At 71.5% G+C, this 18664-nt stretch carries 16 protein-coding genes; 4 read left to right on the forward strand and 12 right to left on the reverse strand.

Annotated elements, in window-relative coordinates; all coding sequences use genetic code 11:
• Position 1: 1 nt before the first annotated feature.
• The 8 genes from G3I77_RS07130 to G3I77_RS07165 all read right to left on the reverse strand — a co-directional run bounded on the left by G3I77_RS07130 (position 2) and on the right by G3I77_RS07165 (position 7400).
• Positions 2-793 (reverse strand): SDR family NAD(P)-dependent oxidoreductase, encoded by a 792-nt coding sequence (locus tag G3I77_RS07130; RefSeq protein ID WP_248501738.1) that lies wholly within the window; start codon positions 791-793, stop codon positions 2-4.
• Between the two features lie 78 nt (positions 794-871).
• Positions 872-1990, reverse strand: coding sequence for a 3-oxoadipate enol-lactonase (gene pcaD, locus G3I77_RS07135; protein WP_248501739.1), 1119 nt, complete (start codon positions 1988-1990; stop codon positions 872-874).
• Positions 1987-3282, reverse strand: a complete 1296-nt coding sequence (gene pcaB, locus G3I77_RS07140; RefSeq protein WP_248501740.1) for a 3-carboxy-cis,cis-muconate cycloisomerase — start codon at positions 3280-3282, stop codon at positions 1987-1989. Before pcaB ends, pcaD begins: the two co-directional genes overlap by 4 nt.
• Entirely contained in the window at positions 3279-3884 is a 606-nt protein-coding gene (gene pcaG / locus G3I77_RS07145) for a protocatechuate 3,4-dioxygenase subunit alpha (RefSeq protein ID WP_248501741.1), read from the reverse strand. The genes pcaB and pcaG overlap by 4 nt, the downstream gene beginning before the upstream one ends.
• Before the next feature lie 6 nt (positions 3885-3890).
• Complete coding sequence (gene pcaH / locus G3I77_RS07150; protein ID WP_248501742.1) at positions 3891-4664, reverse strand: protocatechuate 3,4-dioxygenase subunit beta; 774 nt, start codon at positions 4662-4664, stop codon at positions 3891-3893.
• 137 nt (positions 4665-4801) lie between these two features.
• A complete protein-coding gene (locus tag G3I77_RS07155) occupies positions 4802-6004 on the reverse strand; it encodes a thiolase family protein (protein ID WP_248501743.1) in 1203 nt (400 codons plus the stop codon).
• The gene (locus G3I77_RS07160) at positions 6001-6645 is read right to left on the reverse strand and encodes a CoA transferase subunit B (RefSeq protein WP_248501744.1); all 645 of its coding nucleotides are present in this window, start codon (positions 6643-6645) and stop codon (positions 6001-6003) included. The genes G3I77_RS07155 and G3I77_RS07160 overlap by 4 nt, the downstream gene beginning before the upstream one ends.
• Positions 6645-7400, reverse strand: coding sequence for a CoA transferase subunit A (locus tag G3I77_RS07165; protein ID WP_248501745.1), 756 nt, complete (start codon positions 7398-7400; stop codon positions 6645-6647). Before G3I77_RS07165 ends, G3I77_RS07160 begins: the two co-directional genes overlap by 1 nt.
• A 205-nt stretch (positions 7401-7605) precedes the next feature.
• Between G3I77_RS07165 and G3I77_RS07170 the strand changes: the two genes are divergently transcribed.
• The gene (locus G3I77_RS07170; RefSeq protein ID WP_248501746.1) at positions 7606-8070 is read left to right on the forward strand and encodes a MarR family winged helix-turn-helix transcriptional regulator; all 465 of its coding nucleotides are present in this window, start codon (positions 7606-7608) and stop codon (positions 8068-8070) included.
• A 23-nt stretch (positions 8071-8093) separates the two neighbouring features.
• Here the strand turns inward: G3I77_RS07170 and G3I77_RS07175 are convergent, their stop codons facing one another.
• Entirely contained in the window at positions 8094-9074 is a 981-nt protein-coding gene (locus G3I77_RS07175; RefSeq protein ID WP_248501747.1) for a DUF3048 domain-containing protein, read from the reverse strand.
• Positions 9075-9278: 204 nt separating this feature from the next.
• Between G3I77_RS07175 and G3I77_RS07180 the strand changes: the two genes are divergently transcribed.
• Positions 9279-10469 carry a zinc-dependent alcohol dehydrogenase gene (locus tag G3I77_RS07180; RefSeq protein WP_248501748.1) on the forward strand — a complete coding sequence of 397 codons (1191 nt, stop codon included), beginning with the start codon at positions 9279-9281 and terminating at the stop codon, positions 10467-10469.
• A 201-nt stretch (positions 10470-10670) separates the two neighbouring features.
• On the opposite strand, the gene G3I77_RS07185 is transcribed toward G3I77_RS07180, so the two are convergent.
• Positions 10671-11735 (reverse strand): ATP-dependent DNA ligase, encoded by a 1065-nt coding sequence (locus G3I77_RS07185; protein WP_248501749.1) that lies wholly within the window; start codon positions 11733-11735, stop codon positions 10671-10673.
• Positions 11736-11809: 74 nt separating this feature from the next.
• On the opposite strand from G3I77_RS07185, the gene ligD reads away from it, so the two are divergent.
• Positions 11810-12841: a non-homologous end-joining DNA ligase gene (gene ligD / locus G3I77_RS07190; RefSeq protein WP_248501750.1), complete on the forward strand. Its 1032-nt coding sequence runs from the start codon at positions 11810-11812 to the stop codon at positions 12839-12841.
• Here the strand turns inward: ligD and G3I77_RS07195 are convergent.
• Positions 12828-14972: an OmpL47-type beta-barrel domain-containing protein gene (locus G3I77_RS07195; protein ID WP_248502588.1), complete on the reverse strand. Its 2145-nt coding sequence runs from the start codon at positions 14970-14972 to the stop codon at positions 12828-12830. The two genes, ligD and G3I77_RS07195, sit on opposite strands and share 14 nt — an antisense overlap.
• Before the next feature lie 44 nt (positions 14973-15016).
• The gene (locus G3I77_RS07200; RefSeq protein ID WP_248501751.1) at positions 15017-17497 is read right to left on the reverse strand and encodes a ThuA domain-containing protein; all 2481 of its coding nucleotides are present in this window, start codon (positions 17495-17497) and stop codon (positions 15017-15019) included.
• Positions 17498-17686: 189 nt separating this feature from the next.
• On the opposite strand from G3I77_RS07200, the gene G3I77_RS07205 reads away from it, so the two are divergent.
• Positions 17687-18664 (forward strand): multicopper oxidase domain-containing protein, encoded by a 978-nt coding sequence (locus G3I77_RS07205; protein WP_248501752.1) that lies wholly within the window; start codon positions 17687-17689, stop codon positions 18662-18664.

An 18664-nucleotide genomic window follows, 5' to 3' on the forward strand; every position in this document is an offset into this window, starting at 1 on the left:
TTCAGGCGCGCAGCAGCTGGTCGGTCACCGCCGCGAGGCGTCTGCGCACCTCGGGGTCGTAGGCCGCCTCGTCCGCCCGCGCGGCACGGGTGCCGTCGAAGCAGCGGCCCGAGCCCAGGTCCCGGGTGGCCAGGGCGATCACGCCCGGTGCGCCGTCGGCGACCGTGTGCCGGGGCGTGATGCCGGCCTCGCGGACCATCGCGGTGTCCATGTGGGTCGCGGGGTGCAGCACGTTCACGGCGACGCCGCTGCCGTCGAGCTCCTCGGCGAGGGTGAAGGTGTGGGCGGCGAGCGCGAACTTGCTGCGGCAGTACGCCGACAGGCCGCTGTAGCGGCGGGTGAGCTCCGGATCGGCGAAGTCGAGCGGTTCCTGTCCGGCCGAGCCGACATTGACGATCCGGGCCGGCGCGTTCGCACGCAGCACCGGCAGCAGGGCGCCGGTCAGTGCGACCGGCGCCAGGTAGTTGACCGCAAGGCGCAGCTCGTGCCTGTCGGCGCTCAGCTCACGCCCGGAGCCGGGCGGCCCCGCGCCCACGCCCGCGTTGTTGATCAGCACGTCCAGTTCGGGATGCGCGTCGCCGACGTGCGCCGCCAGCTCCCGCACCTGCGTCAGCGAGGCGAGATCGGCGACGAACCCCTCGGCGTCGCCCTCGGCCCGCAGCTCCTCGGCGAGCCGCCCCGTCCGGTCCTCGTCCCGGCCGTGGGCGAGGACGGTGTGCCCGGCACGGACCAGCTCGAAGGCGAGGTGGCGGCCGAGCCCCGACGTGGCGCCGGTGAGCAGCATCGTGGACATGCCTCCACCGTAGGCACGCGGTCGAGGCATGTGCGCGATACTGCCGGGGCTACGCCCAGCAGTGTCACCTTCCGGCTCTCATGAGGTGCCGTCCTCTTCCGCCAGCACCCGCTGGGCCGTCGCGAACGCCGAGTTCGCCGCCGGCACCCCGCAGTACACGGCCGTCTGGAGCAGCACCGCGCCGATCTCCTCCGGGGTGAGTCCGCCCCGGCGGGCCGCGCGGACGTGCATGGCCAGCTCGTCGTAGTGGCCGTGCGCGACCAGCGCGGTGAGCGTGATCATGCTGCGTTCGCGGCGCGACAGGGTCGGGTCCGTCCAGATCTCGCCCCAGGCATAGCGCGAGATGAAGTCCTGGAAGCGGGCCGTGAACGGTGTCTGCCGGGCCTGCGCCCGGTCGACGTGCGTATCGCCGAGCACCTCGCGCCGTACGGCCATGCCGCGCAGGGCCCCCTGGCCGATGTGGGCACGCAGGGCGGTCAGCACCGCCTCCGGGCACTGCGCGGGCGCCAGGTGCGAGGCGCCCGGCAGCTCCACGAGTGCCGCACCCGGCACCGCGTCGGCGATCTCCCGCAGATGCGCGGGCGGTGTCGCGGGATCCTCGCGGCCGGCGATCAGCAGCGTCGGCACGGCGATCTCCGTCAGCCGGTCCCGCAGATCGAACGCGGCGAGCGCGTCACAACAGGCGGCGTACGCGTCCGGGTCGGCGTCCCGGTGGTCCCGCACGAGGCGCGGCACGGTGAAGTCGCCGGCGAACCAGCGCGCGCCTGCGTTCTCCGCCAGCCCGGCCAGGCCCTCCCGTCGCACCAGCGCGGCCCGCTCCTCCCACGGCTTGGAGCCGTTGAAGTGGGCCGACGAGCAGATGACGGCGAGCGACGACAGCCGCTCCGGACGGTGCACCGCGAGATGCAGCCCCACGGCCCCGCCCAGCGACACACCCGCGTACGCGAACCGCTCGATGCCGAGCGAGTCGGCGAGCGCCAGCACCTGCCCGGCGAGGTCACCGACCGTCGCGCCCGCCCCGATGAGACCGGCCGCCGAACCGCCGTGGCCCGGAAGATCCCAGCGCACCACCCGATGGGTGATCGACAGCTCGGGCGCCACCTGGTCCCACAGGGCGTACGACGTGCCGAGCGAGGGACCGAGCAGCAGCGGGGGAGCGGAGACGGGCCCTTCGGCATGGTGGTTCAGGAGTTTCAACGTCGCTCCAGAGCACGGTCGGTGAGGGCCCCGGCGGAGCCCGTGTAGTGGGTCGGATCGAGGTCGACGTCCGCCAGTTCCGGTGCCTCGGCGAGGGGGTGCCCCTCGGAGGCCAGCCGGGTGAGGAGCTCCTTGGCACGGGCGCGGCCCAGTACCGGGGCCAGCTCGGCCGACAGCCGCTCGGAGACGATCAACCCGTGGGTGAGATCCAGGTGTGCGCGCATGGCCTCGGGCCTGACCCGCAGTCCCCGTGCCAGTTCGGCGGCGTCCCGGGCGGCCCCGCCGACCAGCCGCAGGAGGTCCCGCAGCGGCTCCCACTCGGCGTGCCAGGCCCCGGCCGGACGTTCGTCCTCCGCGGCCAGCGCCCCGTACAGCGTGGCCGCGAGCTGCGGTGCCCGCCGTGCGGCGGAGGCGATCAGGGTGGACCGTACGGGATTGGACTTGTGCGGCATGGCGGACGAGCCTCCGCCGCTGCCCTCCACGACCTCGGCGATCTCGGTGCGCGACAGGGTGAGGACGTCCACGGCGAGCTTGCCGAGCGCGCCCGCCGTGAAGGCCAGGCACCCGGCGAGATCGCCGACCGGCGTCCGCAGGGTGTGCCAGGGCAGATCGGGTGCCCGCAGGCCGAGTTCCCGGGCGTACGCCTCCGGCAGCCCTGCCGGATCGCTCGCGCCGTACGCCCCGAAGGCCGCCAGCGTTCCCGCCGCACCGCCGAGTTGGGCGGGCAGCGACTCCCGGACGGCCCGCACCCGGTCCCGTGCGTCCAGCACCAGCGCCCGCCAGCCGGCCGCCTTCAGCCCGAACGTGGTCGGCACGGCGTGCTGGGTGAGCGTCCGCCCCGGCATCGCGGTGTCGCGGTGCTCGGCGGCCAGCAGCGACAGTGCCCGCGCGGTACGGCCGAGGTCGGCGAGGACCAGGTCCATGGCCCGCGCGGCGACCAGCATCGTCGCCGAGTCCATGATGTCCTGGCTGGTCGCGCCCCGGTGGACGTAGGGAGCGTACGTCTCGCCCACGGCGCTCGTCAGATCCGCGACCAGGGGGATGACGGGGTTGCCGCCCGTACGGGCGCGTTCGGCGAGGGACCGGACGTCGAAGGAACCGGTGGCGGCCGCCTCGGTCACCGCCGTCGCCGCCTCGGCCGGGGCGAGCCCCAGGGCGGCCTGGGCGCGGGTCAGCGCGGCCTCCGCGTCGAGCAGCGCCCGCAGATACGCGTGGTCGCCGGTGGCGGCCGCGGCCGCCGAACCGGCCCACCCGGGGGCGAGCAGGCCGGTGTCGCCGGGGTGAGCTGTCACTGGAACTCCAGGAAGACCGTTTCGCCTTCGCCCTGAAGGCGGATGTCGAAACGGTACGTGGCGTCCCCCTCCGCCACGGCGATCAGCGTGTCGCGGCGAGCGTCCTCCAGCCCGGACAGCAGCGGATCGGCGGCGAGCACCGCCGCGTCGCCCGGCAGATAGATCCGGGTGTACAGGTGCACCAGCAGCCCGCGCGCGAAGACGCACACGCTGAGGTACGGGGCGCTCCGCCCCCGTGCGCCGGGCCGCAGCGTCCGCGCGTACCAGTGGCCGTTCGCGTCGGTCTGGATGCGTCCCCAGCCCGTGAACTCCACGCCGTTGCGCCCGAGGAAGCCGCCCGAGGCCGCGTCGCGCCGCATGGAACCGTCGGCCGTCGGCAGGGTGCCGTCGGGGCCCGGGCCCCACAGCTCGATCAGGGCGTCCGGCAGGGGGTTGCCCTCGCCGTCGGTGACGCGGCCGTGCACGGTGACCGTGTCCGGATGCCCGAGGGGCGCGATGTCCTCGCCCCCGCGGAACGGCAGGGCGTGACCGTAGAACGGGCCGACGGTGTGCGAGGGGGTGGGCAGCACGCTGTCCGGCCGGCTGGTGTCGATCTTCGTCATGGCTGGTCAGCGCCCTTCCTCGATCCAGGTGGCCTGCGGGCCGTCCAGCACGATGTCCCAGTGGTAGCCCATCGAGAACTCCGGCACCGACAGGCTGTGGTCGTACGTGGCGACCAGCCGCTGCCGGGCCGCGTCGTCCGTCACGGACTGGATGATCGGGTCGTAGGGGAACAGCGGGTCGCTCGGGAAGTACATCTGCGTCACGAGCCGCTGGGTGAACGCCGTACCGAAGAGCGAGAAGTGGATGTGCGCCGGCCGCCAGGCGTTGACGTGCTGGCGCCACGGGTACGGGCCCGGCTGGACGGTGGTGAAGCGGTAGTGGCCGTCGTCGTCGGTGAGCGTGCGGCCCACCCCGGTGAAGTTGGGGTCCAGCGGGGCGTCGTGCTGCTCGCGCTGGTGGGCGTAGCGGCCCGCCGAGTTGGCCTGCCAGATCTCCACGAGCTGGCCGCGCACCGGGCGGCCGTCGCGGTCCAGCAGCCGTCCGGAGACGGTGATGCGCTCACCGATCGGCTCGCCGTCGTGCTGCCGGGTGAGGTCGTTGTCGATCTCGGTGATGTCCCGCTCCCCGAAGGCGGGGGAGGACAGCTCCACCAGCTCCGGGTCCTGGCCGACGTCGATGGTGACCGGCGGCTGCTTGGGATGCCGGAGCACCGAGGACCGGTACGGCGCGTAGTCGCGGCGCGGCTGGTGCTCGACGGGCCCCCCGTCGGCGAGCCGCTTCTCGTACGCGGCGCGCCGGGCCGCGATCTCCTGGTCGATGTCGTTCTGGGTGAGAGTCATGAGCGTCCCTGAAGGTTCCTACGGTTGTCGTCAACGGGGCGAGGAGCGCGCCCTTAAGGGGCGCGGGGCTGGATCGATATGCGGCTCCGCCGCGCGGGCGCGACCAGCCACGAACGGCCCGCAGCCGCGCGGATCGCTCAGCGTTCCAGAACGAGGGCGAGACCTTGCCCCACCCCGATGCACAGCGTGGCGACCCCGACGCCGCTGCCCCGCCGGGCCAGCTGATGGGCCACCGTCCCGGCCAGCCGTGCCCCGGACGCCCCCAGGGGATGACCGAGGGCGATCGCACCGCCCTGCGGATTGAGGATCGCGGGATCGAACTCGGGCCACTCGGCCACACATCCGAGCACCTGCGCGGCGAACGCCTCGTTCAGTTCCAGCACGGACAGGTCGTCGAATCCCCTGCCCGCCTTGGCCAACGCCCGGTCGACCGCCGCCACGGGCGCCAGCCCGAAGTAGTGCGGGTCGGTCGCGGAGACACCCGTCGCGCGGACGCGGGCGAGCGGCTCGCGGCCCGTCGCCTTCAACCCCTCGTCGTCGACGAGCAGCAGCGCCGCCGCACCGTCGTTCAACGGCGACGCGTTCCCCGCCGTCACGGTGCCGCCCTCCTTGCGGAACGACGGCTTCAGCCTGGCCATCGCCGCCAGGGAGGCTCCCGGCCGGACGCACTCGTCGGCGGCGAAGACCACCGGCTCGCCCTTGCGCTGCGGAATCTCCACGGACGCCAGCTCACGCTCGAACAGGCCCTCGGCCTGCGCCCGCGCGGCCTTCTCATGGCTGCGCAGCGCGAACTCGTCCTGCTGCTCCCGGCCGATCTTGTGCTTGTCGGCGATGAGTTCGGCCGACTCGCCCAGCGGGATCGTCCACTGCGGCTCCATACGCGGGTTGACCATCCGCCAGCCGAGCGTCGTCGAGTACAGCTCGGTGTGCCCGGCCGGGAAGGGCTTGTCGCTCTTCGGAAGCACGTACGGAGCCCGGGTCATGGACTCGACGCCCCCGGCCAGCGCGATGGACGCGTCGCCGAGCGCGATGGCCCGGGCCGCCTGGATCACGGCCTCCAGACCGGACGCGCACAGCCGGTTGACCGTCACGCCCGGCACGGACGTGGGCAGACCCGCGAGCAGCGCGGCCATCCGGCCGACGTTGCGGTTCTCCTCCCCGGCCCCGTTGGCGTTGCCGAAGTACACGTCCTCGACCCGGGCCGGGTCCAGCTCCGGCGTACGGCCGAGGAGTTCGCGTACGGCATGCGCGGCCAGGTCGTCCGGGCGCACGCTCGCGAGGCCCCCGCTGTAGCGGCCGATCGGCGTGCGGACCGCGTCGACGATGTAGACGTCCTTCACTTCAGGCCCTCCGGCACGGTCAGTTCGGCATCGGTCCTGGCGACGATCTCGTCGGCGGTCACACCCGGCGCGGTCTCGACCAGGACGAGCCCGTCGTCGGTGACGTCGAGGACGCCGAGGTCGGTGATGATCCGGTTCACGCACCCCTTGCCGGTCAGCGGCAGGGCGCACTCGGTGAGGATCTTGGGCGAGCCGTCCTTGGCGGTGTGCGTCATGACGACGACGACCGTACGGGCGCCGTGCACCAGGTCCATCGCCCCGCCGATGCCGGTGATCAGCTTGCCGGGGACGGCCCAGTTGGCCAGGTCGCCCCGCTCGGACACCTGCATGGCACCGAGCACGGCGACGTCGATGTGCCCGCCCCGGATCATCGAGAACGACAGTGCCGAGTCGAAGAAGGACGCGCCCGGCAGGACCGTCACCGTCTCCTTCCCGGCGTTGATCAGGTCCGGGTCGACGGCGTCCTCGGTGGGGTAGGGGCCGGTGCCCAGGATGCCGTTCTCCGATTCGAGGACGACCTCGACGCCCTCGGGGAGGTGGTTCGGGATGAGGGTGGGCAGGCCGATGCCGAGGTTGACGTACTGGCCGTCCCGCAGCTCCCGCGCCGCCCGTGCGGCCATCTCCTCGCGCGTCCAGGCCATCAGGACCTCACCGTCCGCTGCTCGATCTTCTTGTCCGCCGCCTGCTGAGGGGTGAGCGCGAGCACCCGCTGCACGAAGATGCCCGGCAGGTGCACCGCGTCCGGGTCGATCTCGCCGGGCTCCACCAGCTCCTCCACCTCGGCGATCGTGACCTGCCCGGCCATCGCGGCCAGCGGGTTGAAGTTCCGGGAGGACTTGTTGAAGAGCAGGTTGCCGTGCCGGTCGCCCTTCCAGGCCCGGACCAGGGCGAAGTCGGTGCGGATGCCCCGCTCCAGCACGTACTCGGTGCCCTCGAACTCCCGGACCTCCTTCGGCGGCGAGGCGAGCGCGACCCCGCCCTCACCGTCGTAGCGCCAGGGCAGCCCGCCGTCGGCGACCTGCGTGCCGACGCCGGCCGGGGTGTAGAAGGCGGGGATCCCGGCACCCCCGGCCCGCAGCCGCTCGGCCAGCGTGCCCTGCGGGATCAGCTCGACCTCCAGCTCCCCGGCCAGGTACTGGCGGGCGAACTCCTTGTTGGCGCCGATGTAGGAACCCGTGACCCGGGCGATCCGGCCGGCGGCCAGCAGCACCGCTAGGCCCGACTCCATCGCCCCGCAGTTGTTGGAGACCACCGACAGCCCGGCCACGCCGCGCTCGTACAGTGCCTCGATCAGCACGTTCGGCACACCGCTCAGCCCGAATCCGCCCACCGCGAGCGACGCGCCGTCCGGCACGTCGGCCACCGCCTCCAGGGCTGTGGCGACCACCTTGTCCATCCGAGAAGCCCCATCTCTTCCGAGCGACCGACCAAATTAATCAGGGCACTGAGTATTTCTGCGAGCTGTTCCTCACGCTGCCATCGGGACGGTGGGGCGTCAAGACCTCGGCATATCCGCCTGCGATCCTTTGTGCGGACAGCAGACAGCGGCCGACGCGTTGAGTATTGTTCAGTGCACCGACGAAAACGACCGAGGGGTGCACATGGCGGCCGCGGACCTCACCACCCACCCCGGGCACCTGGCCCGGCGGCTCCAGCAGGCGCACTACCTGCTGTGGAACGCGATGGTCTCCGAGGAGATCACCTCGCCCCAGTTCGCGGTCCTCAACGCGCTCGTCGCCGAGCCGGGCCTGGACCAGCGCACGGTGGGGGAGCGGGTGGGGCTCGACCGGTCCACCATCGCCGAGGTGATCAGCCGGCTCAGCCGGCGCGGACTGCTCGACAAGGTCCGAGACCCCCAGGACGGCCGCCGTTCCCTGCTGCATCTCACGGACGAGGGGGCGCGCACGCATCGCAAGCTGACCGTGCGCACCGCCCGGATGAACCAGGTGTTCCTCGCCCCGCTGACCGCCGACGAGCGGACGGTGTTCTTCGACCTCATCCGGCGGGTCGCGGACGCGGCCGAGGGGCTGCGCGATCCCGGGGAGCCCCTGGTGGCGCCCCACTGACGGACGCGGCTCGAACGGCCCGGTCAGGGGTTCTTGGCGAACACCACCCACACCTGGCCCTTCGCGAAGTTCACCGGTGTGCCGTCGCCGGTGGTGAACGTCGTGCCGTCCGCGGCGTTCTCCCGCGTCCAGTTCACGTCCCAGGCCCGCCCGTCGCGCAGCACCTTCGCCTTCCCCGAGCCGACCGTCTCGGTGTACGGCGTGTTGTTGCCGAGGAAGTCCCGGAAGGCGGACTCGCGCACCTTCACGTACTGCACGACGACCGTCGCGGCCGCCATCCGCTCGCCGTCGGCCGTCGTCGCGGGCGTGCCGTCCATGCCGATCAGCCAGCGGTCGCGGGAGTCCGACCAGGTGAAGGTGAACCGGGCCGCCGGGTAGCGCACCGTCCGCGAGTCCGTCGCCGTGCCGCCCTCGGGTGCCGGTCCGTAGCGGAATCCGGTGGTCAGGGCGGCCTGGCCCGGGGCCTTTGGCACGATCCGCTCGGGCCGCAGGTAGAGGTTGTGCGGGGCGGGTTTGCCGGAGCCGCGGAAGTAGGCGTCGGCGGCGTTGCCCGGCGTCTCCGCCCGCAGCGGCGCCTCGTCGATCAGCGGCAGGAGCTTCTTCTGCGCGCCGGAGAAGGCGAGCGTGGGCCGGCCGTACTGGCGCAGCAGCTCAAGATCCGACTCGCGTGCGCTGCGCACCGGCCCGACCGTCTTCGGCAGCCGGGTCGCGTACACCGCCATCAGCCGGCTCAGCCCGCCCTCGACCTGCTCCGCGTAGACCACGTCCGCGGCGTCGACACCCGTGTGCGGACGGGCCGGGGCGGCATTGTCGATCTTGACCGCGAGGGCGGAGGTGCCGGTCGCCGAGGGTGACGCCCCCTGCTCGGACATCTTCGGTGCTCCCCGTCCGTCGTCGCCCGGTCCGCCCCCGCTCGTGCAGCCCGCCGCCAGCGCGGCCGTCACCGTGGCGGCCAGCAGCGCCGCCGTCGTCGCGGCGCGCCGTCTGCGCGCCCCTCGTCCCATGCCCACCGTCGCCACCGCGCCTCATGTCATCGATCTGCCTTGATTGTGCGCTTATCTGAACATTGATGGCCATAGTCGATCGTTCTTGACGGGGAAGTGTCTCCGCCGCGTCCGTCGATCGGCTCAAGGTTCAGCGCGGGGCGTCCGGGTACCCGGACGTGGCCGTACGACCGACGCGCACGCTGACGGAGGGAGCGCGAGGCGATGAGGGCAGTGACCTGGCAGGGCAAGCGGGACGTGCGGGTGGAGAACGTGCCCGATCCGACGATCCAGGAGCCGACGGACGCGGTCATCCGCATCACCTCCACCGGGCTGTGCGGCTCCGACCTGCACCTGTACGAAGTGCTCACCCCGTTCATGACCCCGGGCGACATCCTCGGCCATGAACCCATGGGCATCGTGGAGGAGGTCGGCGCCGGCGTACCGGACCTGCAGGTGGGGGACCGGGTCGTGGTGCCGTTCCAGATCGCCTGCGGCAACTGCTGGATGTGCCTCACCGGCCTGCCCACCCAGTGCGAGACCACCCAGGTGCAGGGCGAGGGCATGGGCGCCGCCCTGTTCGGCTACACCCGCCTGTACGGCGCGGTGCCGGGCGCCCAGGCCGAGTACCTGCGGGTCCCGCAGGCACAGTTCGGCCCGATCAAGGTCCCCGAGGGGCCGCCCGACGACCGTTTCGTCTACCTCTCGGATGTCCTGCCCACCGCCTGGCAGGCGGTCGCCTACGCCGACGTCCCGAAGGGCGGCAGCGTCGCCGTGCTCGGCCTCGGCCCCATCGGCGACATGGCCTGCCGCGTCGCCCAGGTACAGGGCGCCGGCCGGGTCTTCGGCGTGGACCTGGTCCCGGAGCGGCTGCGCCGGGCGAAGGCACGGGGCGTGGAGACCTTCGACCTGCGGTCCTTCGACGACGAGAAGGAACTCGTCGAAGCGATCCGCGACCAGACCGACGGCCGTGGCCCCGACGCCGTGATCGACGCCGTCGGCACCGAGGCCCACGGCAGCGCGGCCGCGCGCATGGTGCAGAACGCCGCGGCGATCCTGCCCCGCAAGCTGGGCGGCCCGATCGCCGAGCGTTTCAGCATCGACCGCCTCGCCGCGCTCCACACCGCCATCGAACTGGTGCGCCGCGGCGGCACCATCTCACTGTCCGGCGTCTACGGCGGCATGGCGGACCCGCTGCCGCTGCTCACCCTGTTCGACAAGCAGATCCAGATGCGGATGGGCCAGGCCAACGTCCGCCGCTGGAGCGACGACATCATCCCGTACCTGACCGACGAGGACCCCCTAGGCGTGGACGACTTCGCCACCCACCGGGTGCCGTTGTCGGAGGCTCCGCACGCGTACGAGATGTTCCAGCGCAAGCAGGACGGCGCGGTCAAGATCCTGATGCAGCCCTGACGCTCCCTAGTGCCGCGACAGGCAACGTTCGCCCCGTCGCGACGCCCGGCACGCTCCCCCAAGCTCTTCGAGCAGGGGGGACCCCCACTCGCCGCACCGGCCGAAAGCCCAAGTACGTCCAGTACGAGGGCTTCCGGCCGGCACGCCGAGAGCACGCACCGGACGCCGCTCCTTGACGGGCAAACGTCGCCTGCCGCGGCACTAGACGCCGAGGATCTCCGCCAGGTCGTAGCGGACCGGCTCCTCCAGCTGCGCGTAGGTGCAGCTGGAGGGTGTGCGGTCCGGGCGCCAGCGGCGGAAACGGGCAGTGTGCCGGAAGCGCTGCCCGTTCTCCATGTGGTCGTACGCCACCTCGGCCACCCGGTCCGGCCGGAGCGGCACCCACGACAGGTCCTTGCGGCCCGACCAGCGGCTAGGCGCCCCCGGCAGCCGGGCCTTCTCGTGGGCGGCCTCCTCGGACCAGGCCGCCCACGGATGCCCCGCCACGTCGTCCAGGCGCAGCGGCTCCAGCTCCTCCACCAGCTCGGCGCGCCGCTTCATCGTGAAGGCGGCGGACACCCCCACGTGCTGGAGGGCCCCGTGGTCGTCGTACAGGCCGAGCAGCAGCGAACCGACGACCGGGCCGCTCTTGTGCAGCCGGTACCCGGCGACCACGACATCCGCCGTCCGCTCGTGCTTGATCTTGAACATGGCGCGCTGGTCAGGCCGGTAGCGCACGGTCAGCGGCTTGGCGATGACACCGTCGAGCCCGGCCCCCTCGTACTCCTCGAACCACCGCCGCGCCACCTCGATGTCGGTGGTCGCGGGCGCCAGGTGCACCGGCGCCCTCACTCCGGACAGCTCCCCGGACAGCCGCTCCCGACGCTCGGTCAGCGGGGCGTCCATCAGCGACGCGTCGTCCAGCGCCAGCAGATCGAACGCGACGAGCGAGGCCGGCGTCCGCTCGGCCAGCATCCGCACCCGCGAGTCCGCCGGATGGATTCGCTCCGTCAGTGCGTCGAAGTCCAGATGCCCCTCCCGCGCGATCACGATCTCCCCGTCCACCACGCACCGCTCGGGCAACCGCTCCCGCACGGCCGCCACCAGCTCGGGGAAGTACCTGGTCAGTGGCTTCCCGGTACGGCTGCCCAGCTCGACCTCGTCCCCGTCGCGGAACACGATCGCCCGGAACCCGTCCCACTTGGCCTCATACTGCATGCCCGCGGGGATCGCCGCGACCGACTTGGCGAGCATCGGCAGGACGGGGGGCATCACCGGCAGGTCCATGGCTCGATTCTGCTCTGATACACCCCGTTGTGCCCGATATGCGAGGTGTGCGGGCGACGCCTACCGTGGCGAGCATGGGTGACGCGGTGGAACTGGAGGTCGGCGGGCGGACCGTGCGGCTGTCCAGCCCGGACAAGATGTTCTTCCCCGAGCGCGGCTTCACCAAGCTGGACCTCGCCCGCTACTACATCGCCGTCGGCCCCGGCATCCTGCGCGCCCTGCGCGACCGGCCGACCACCCTGGAGCGCTACCCGGAGGGCATGAACGGCGAGAACTTCTTCCAGAAGCGGGCGCCCAAGAACATGCCCGACTGGATCCCGACCGCGCACATCACCTTCCCCAGCGGCCGCAGCGCCGACGAGATGTGCCCCACCGAGGCGGGAGCGGTGGTGTGGGCCGCCCAGTTCGGCACCCTCACCTTCCACCCCTGGCCGGTGCGCCGCGACGACGTCGACCACCCGGACGAACTCCGCATCGACCTCGACCCGCAGCCCGGCACCGACTACGACGACGCCGTCCGCGCCGCCCACGAACTCCGGTCGGTGCTCGACGAGTTCGGCGGACTGCGCGGCTTCCCCAAGACGTCGGGCGGCCGGGGCCTGCACGTCTTCGTGCCCATCGAACCGCGCTGGACCTTCACCCAGGTCCGGCGCGCCGCCATCGCCGTCGGCCGGGAGATGGAACGGCGGATGCCCGAGCACGTGACCATCAAGTGGTGGAAGGAGGAGCGGGGCGAGCGCATCTTCCTGGACTACAACCAGACCGCACGCGACCGCACGATCGCCTCCGCCTACTCCGTACGCCCCCGCCCGCACGCCCCCGTCTCCGCGCCCCTGCGCTGGGACGAGGTCGGGGTCGCGCACCCCCAGGACTTCGACCTCGCGACCATGCCCGCGCGCTTCGCCGAACTCGGCGACGTGCACGCGGACATGGACGACACGCGCTACTCCCTGGAAGCCCTGCTGGACCTCGCCCGCCGCGACGAACACGACCACGGGCTCGGGGACCTGCCGTACCCGCCCGAGTATCCGAAGATGCCGGGAGAACCCAGACGGGTACAGCCGAGCAGGGCCCGCAAGGAGAAGGAGCCTCCTACAGCTCCTTGATCCGGATGTCCCGGTACGAGACCACATCCGTCGTGCCGTGCACCTGGAGCCCGATGTAGCCGGAGGCGAACCGCCGCCCGTCCGTGCCCGGGTCGTCCGAGCGGGGCGGGCTGAACTCCTGGCCGCCGGTGTTGTCGAACTCGTTGATCAGCACACCGTTGCGGAACACCGAGTAGTGCTGGCCCTCCACCCGGATCTCGTAGTCGTTCCAGGTGCCCTTCTGCGTCACGCCCGCGCCGGCCAGGCCCACCCGGTCGAACCCGTAGACCGAACCCGTCTTGTACATGTCGCCGTCGGGCCGGTCGAACACCTGCACCTCGTGCCCGTACTTGATGGCGACCCACTCCGGCCGGGACTCCTCCGGGTGGTCGTGGACCCACGGGAAGCGCACGAACACACCGGAGTTGGCGTTGCCCGTGCCCGGGGCGTCGTCACGCCACTGGAGCTTCAGCGAGAAGTCGCCGTACTTGCGCTGCGGGAACCACAGCATGCCCAGCCCGGGCGTCGTGGTGCCGGAGGTGATCGTCCCGTCGGGGTTCAGCCCGAACGAACCGCCGCCCACCTGCTGCCACTTGCCGAGGGACTCCGCCGTGCCGTCGAAGAGCGCACGGTAGCCCTCGGTCTGCCCCGGCTTGCCGATACCCGACTCGCGGGCCGCCTTCCGGATCGCCCTGGACTCCCGCTGGTCGACGACCCCTTCCTTCAGCAGGTCGTCGAGCACGGCCGTCACATGCTTGAGGAACAGCGCCTGGGACGTCCACTCCTTCTCGTCCTCGATCAGCTCGCCGATCCGGCACCGGTTGTCGGTGACCCGGTTGCGCACGCCCGAGTCGACCGTGCCGACGATCACCGTCAAGCGCTCGTCGTACTCGGGGCAGTTCGGGGCCGGGACCTGCCCGGAGACGACCGTGAAGGTCACCGTGCGGGCCGCCGCGGTGTTGCCCGCCTTGTCCGTCGCCCGGTACGCCACGGTATGCGCACCGGCCCGGTCGACCACCACCGGCGCCGAGTATGCCAGGTACGGGCCGCCGTCCAGCGAGTACTCGATCCTCTCGACGCCCGACCCGTGTTCGTCCGTCGCCGTGACCGTCACCCGGGCACTGTTGACGTACGCCCCGTCGGAGTTCTTCGTGCCCTCCACGGCCACGCCCGTCACCGGCGGTGTGGTGTCCTGCGGCGGCGCCGCGACCACCGTGAACCGCACGCTCTTCTCCGCCGCCACATTGCCCGCCTTGTCGGTGGCGCGGTAGCGGACGGTGTGCGCGCCCGCCTCGTGCACCATCACGGGCGCGGTGTACGGCTGCCAGGCGCCGGAACCTACGGCGTACTCGATCGTGTTGACGCCGGTTCCCGTGTCGGACGCGGAGACGGTGACCGTCGCCATGTCGATGTACGCCCCGTCGGCGTCGCGTTCACCGCTCACCGTCGCCGAGGTCTCCGGCGCGGTGGTGTCGTCCGACTGCGGCGCCACGACCGTGAACTCGGCGCTCCGCTCGGCGGACACGTTCCCCGCCTTGTCGAACGCCCGGTAGCGGACCTTGTGGCTGCCGACCTGGTCGACGACGACCGGCGTGGTGTACGGCTGCCAGGCACCCGCGTCGCCGAGCGCGTACTCGATCCGGTCGACGCCGGAGCCGCCCTCGTCGGTGGCGTGCAGCGCCACGCTCGCCGAGCCGACGTACTCGCCCTGCGCGTTCTGCGTGCCGCTCACGTGCGCGGACGCCTCGGGCGCCGTGGTGTCCTCGCCGGTGCCCTCGGTCACCGTGAGGATGCCCTGCATCTGGCCGTGGCCGGGGATCGTGCAGTGGTAGAAGTACCGGCCCGGCGTGAGCGTGACCTGGGCGGTGTGCTTGCCGCCCTGGGCGTCGTTGGGGTTGGCCAGGATGTTGAGCTGCACATCGTCGTTGAACTCGGGGTCGCTGGTCACGAACGTCAGCGTGTGCGGCATGCCCGTGGTGTTGCCGGTGGCCGCGCTGTTCTCGAAGACGATCGTGGCCGTGCCCGCGACCGCCGTCTTCGGCGCCGAGAGGTACTTGTCGATGTCGTTGCCGGCCGTCCAGGTCAGCACCTGCTCGGCGGCCTGTGCCTTCGGCTCGGAGGCCGCGGGCAGCGCCTGCAGCCCGAGCAGCATCAGCAGGGCGGCCAGCAGGGCGGCCCAGATTCTTCGTTGCCGGATCACTCGGTCCCCCTCGCCAGCCGAGCGGCGGCCGGGGTCGGCCCGCCGCCCTTGTAGGTGACCCGCCACAGGGCCGACTTGGAGTCCGAGGTGAAGAAGCCGCGCCCGTAGTCGAGGACGTACAGCGCGCCGTCCGGACCGAACTTCCAGTCCATGAGGTTCCTGATGCCGTCGTTGCCGACCGGCACGATCTTCTTCAGTGACTCCGAGTGCACCGGCAGACCGCCGTCCCCTTGCGTCTTCGGGTCCATGAGCACCGCGTTGCGCGGCTGGTCGGCGTCGTAGAAGTCACCGACGAACCACTTGCCGTCCCAGTACGACGGCCACTTGACCGCGCTGTCGGCCGCGACCGTGTCGTACCGGTAGACCGGCCCGTTCATCGCGGCCTGCCCGCCGCCCTTCAGCCAGGGCAGCCGGTACGTGGCCTCCTCCGGCTTGTACGACGGGACGCCGTTCGCGTCGCGTGGGTAGTCAGGACCGCCGCCCGAGGGCGAGTACCAGATGTTGTTGCCGGTCACCGGCGGCAGGTTCACCAGGCCGTCGTTGTTCGGCGACTCGTTCTTCGGGTGGTCGCAGTCGTACCAGCCCAGCGGCTTGGACGGGTCCGGCAGATTGCGGTCCCGGTAGGGCTGCTTGTTGCCCATGCAGTACGGCCAGCCGCGGTTGCCCGCCTCGGTGATGGCGGCGAACGTGTCGTACTTGGCCGGGCCCCAGGTCGTCGAGGGCGCGCTCGCGTCCGGGCCGACCCAGCCCGCGTAGAGCACATCGGTCGACGTGTCGACGGAGATGCGTGCCGGGTTGCGGACGCCCATCACATAGATCTCGCCGCGCGTCTTTCCGCCGCCCTCGTCGGGCTCCTTCCCGGTGAAGAGGTTGCCCTCGGGGAGCGTGTACGTCCCGTCCGGCTCCGGGTGGATGCGCAGGATCTTGCCGTTGAGGTTGTTGGTGTTGCCGGCGGTGCGGCGTGCGTCCGCGAAGGAGACGCCCTTGTAGTCCGGCTCCGGGTTGTTGCCCGAGTAACCGCCGCTGAACCCGCTGGAGTTGTTGTCACCCGTGGCGATGTACAGGTTGCCCTTGGAGTCCCAGGCCATCCCGCCGCCCGCGTGGCAGCAACTGTGGATCTGCACCGGCCACTTCAGCAGCACCTTCTCACTGCCGAGGTCCAGCCTGTTCGTGGCCCGGTCGAGTGTGAACCGGGAGACCCGCCGCTCGGCCATCCGCGTCTCGCGGTTGATCCGCGCGTGCGGCGTGTAGTGCAGATACACCCAGCCGTTCTGCGCGAACCCCGGGTCCAGCTCGATGCCGAGCAGTCCCTCCTCGACCTTGACCAGTTCGTCGCCGCCGCCCTTGTTGCCGAAGACGGTGAGCGCACCGGCCAGGGTGACCTGTTTGGTCTTCGGGTCGTAGACGTGGATCTCGCCCTTGCCCTTGCCGATGTCGGGGTTGTTCCAGTCCGTGACCACGGGCTGCGAGGAGTCGGCACCGCCCCGGCCGATGTAGAACACCCGGCCGTCCGGTGCGGTGACCAGCCCGTGCGGCTCGCCGATCTGGTCGTTCTGCCCCGGCTGGTTGGGCTTGGTCAGCCGCTCCGCCGCGTAGTTGGCGTTGATGGTCGCCTTGCAGTCGGCCTGCTCCAGACGGGTCGTCCACAGCAGCGCACCGCGCAGATGATCGCGGAAGTCGGTCTCGTCGTACGACGACACCGTCCCGCCCATGCCCGTGTAGAAGGAGCGGCCGCCGTCGTAGTCCCGGCACCAACTGACGGGATGGTCCCAGCCGTTGGCACCCGTGCCGGGCCGGTATGTCGACTCGCGGACCCGGGCCACCGTATGCACGTCACCCGACGGGTTCTTCACCCAGTTCAGCCACTGGTCCGGGCGCTTCCACCGCACCGGCAGATTCTTGGTGGCCGGATGCCCGCGGTCGCCGACCTCGACGGTCGCCCGCTGGACGGCCGTCGGGCTCGACGCGGCCGGGCGGGCACCGACCAGCCCGGTGAACCAGTCCGAGTACGGCTCCGCGCGCGCCGCGTCATGAATGCCGACGAACCCGCCGCCGGCCTCCATATAGGCCTCCAGGCCCGCCTCCTGCTCCGCGTCGAGGACATCGCCCCCGCCGGTCAGGAACACGATCGCGTTGAAGCGGCCGAGCCTCGTCTCGTCGGTGAACACCGAGGCGTCGTCGGTGGCCTGGACCTTGAAGCGGCGGTTCGCCGGGCCCGAAAGACCGATCTCCTCGATGGCCTCGATCCCGGCGTTCACGACCGGGGACTCCTCCCCGGCCGCCGCCGAACCGTGGAAGATCAGCACCCGTACGTTCGCGCCGCCCGGCGGCGACTTGATCGACATCGTTGTCAGCGGGGGTTCGGGATAGGGGCGCGCGTTCGCGGTGGGGCCGGACAGCAGTCCCGCCGTCACGACCCCGGCGGCGACGGACGCCGCCCAGACGCGTCTTCTCTTGCTCAACCCTCGTAAGTGCATGGGCACCTCCTCGGCCACAGCAACACCGCCAAGGAAGCTAAACCCCTTTGCATGTCTCGCCAATACCTATGACCGGGATGGCCTCAACTTTGTCTTGAGTGTGGATAAACGGGAGCTCGGCCGGTACCGTCGCACAGGTTCATCACAGGTACGCCTCCGTAAGTGCCTTACCAGGGTGGGGAGTTCCGCATGGACAGACGCAGCTTCAACCGGCGGGTCCTGCTGGGCGGCGCGGCCGTCGCGACATCGTTGTCCGTGGCGCCGGAGGCCGTGAGCGCCGCCGGACCGGCGAAGACGGCGCCCGCCGGGGGCGAGGTGAAGCGCATCAGGCTCTACGCCGAGAAGCTCCCCGACGGGCAGATGGGCTACGGCCTGGAGAAGGGCAAGGCGAGCATCCCGGGCCCGCTGATCGAACTCAACGAGGGCGACACGCTGCACGTCGAGTTCGAGAACACCATGGACGTGGCGGTGAGCCTGCACGTCCACGGCCTGGACTACGAGATCACCAGCGACGGAACGAAACTGAACCGCAGTCATGTCGAGCCGGGCGGCACCCGCACCTACACCTGGCGCACCCACGCCCCCGGCCGCCGGAGGGACGGCACCTGGCGCTCGGGCAGCGCGGGCTACTGGCACTACCACGACCACGTCGTCGGCACGGAGCACGGGACGCAGGGGCTCCAGAAGGGCCTCTACGGCCCGGTCGTCGTCCGCCGCAAGGGCGACGTCCTGCCGGACCGGACGCACACGGTCGTCTTCAACGACATGCGCATCAACAACAAGCCGCCGCACTCCGGGCCGGACTTCGAGGCCACGGTCGGGGATCGCGTCGAGTTCATCGTGATCACGCACGGCGAGTTCTACCACACGTTCCACATGCACGGTCATCGCTGGGCGGACAACCGCACCGGCATGCTGACCGGCCCCGAGGACCCCAGCCAGGTCATCGACAACAAGATCACGGGCCCGGCCGACTCCTTCGGCTTCCAGGTGATCGCGGGGGAGGGGGTCGGCGCCGGCGCCTGGATGTACCACTGCCATGTCCAGAGTCACTCCGACATGGGGATGGTCGGACTGTTCCTGGTGAAGAAGCCGGACGGGACCATTCCGGGGTACGACCCGCACGAGCACGGGGAGGAGCCGCCGGGCGGCGGCCACGAGCACTGA

This window comes from Streptomyces sp. D2-8, assembly GCF_023184515.1.
In the GTDB taxonomy this organism is placed as follows: domain Bacteria; phylum Actinomycetota; class Actinomycetes; order Streptomycetales; family Streptomycetaceae; genus Streptomyces.

Coding starts and splice junctions, on each gene's coding strand:
- ligD (WP_248501750.1), top strand. CDS start 11,810: ATGGGTGACGCGGTGGAACTGGAGGTCGGCGGGCGGACCGTGCGGCTG.
- G3I77_RS07185 (WP_248501749.1), bottom strand. CDS start 11,735: ATGGACCTGCCGGTGATGCCCCCCGTCCTGCCGATGCTCGCCAAGTCG.
- G3I77_RS07170 (WP_248501746.1), top strand. CDS start 7,606: ATGGCGGCCGCGGACCTCACCACCCACCCCGGGCACCTGGCCCGGCGG.
- G3I77_RS07205 (WP_248501752.1), top strand. CDS start 17,687: ATGGACAGACGCAGCTTCAACCGGCGGGTCCTGCTGGGCGGCGCGGCC.
- G3I77_RS07130 (WP_248501738.1), bottom strand. CDS start 793: ATGTCCACGATGCTGCTCACCGGCGCCACGTCGGGGCTCGGCCGCCAC.
- G3I77_RS07200 (WP_248501751.1), bottom strand. CDS start 17,497: ATGCACTTACGAGGGTTGAGCAAGAGAAGACGCGTCTGGGCGGCGTCC.
- pcaG (WP_248501741.1), bottom strand. CDS start 3,884: ATGACGAAGATCGACACCAGCCGGCCGGACAGCGTGCTGCCCACCCCC.
- G3I77_RS07180 (WP_248501748.1), top strand. CDS start 9,279: ATGAGGGCAGTGACCTGGCAGGGCAAGCGGGACGTGCGGGTGGAGAAC.
- G3I77_RS07195 (WP_248502588.1), bottom strand. CDS start 14,972: ATGCTGCTCGGGCTGCAGGCGCTGCCCGCGGCCTCCGAGCCGAAGGCA.
- G3I77_RS07165 (WP_248501745.1), bottom strand. CDS start 7,400: ATGGACAAGGTGGTCGCCACAGCCCTGGAGGCGGTGGCCGACGTGCCG.
- G3I77_RS07175 (WP_248501747.1), bottom strand. CDS start 9,074: ATGGGACGAGGGGCGCGCAGACGGCGCGCCGCGACGACGGCGGCGCTG.
- pcaH (WP_248501742.1), bottom strand. CDS start 4,664: ATGACTCTCACCCAGAACGACATCGACCAGGAGATCGCGGCCCGGCGC.
- G3I77_RS07160 (WP_248501744.1), bottom strand. CDS start 6,645: ATGGCCTGGACGCGCGAGGAGATGGCCGCACGGGCGGCGCGGGAGCTG.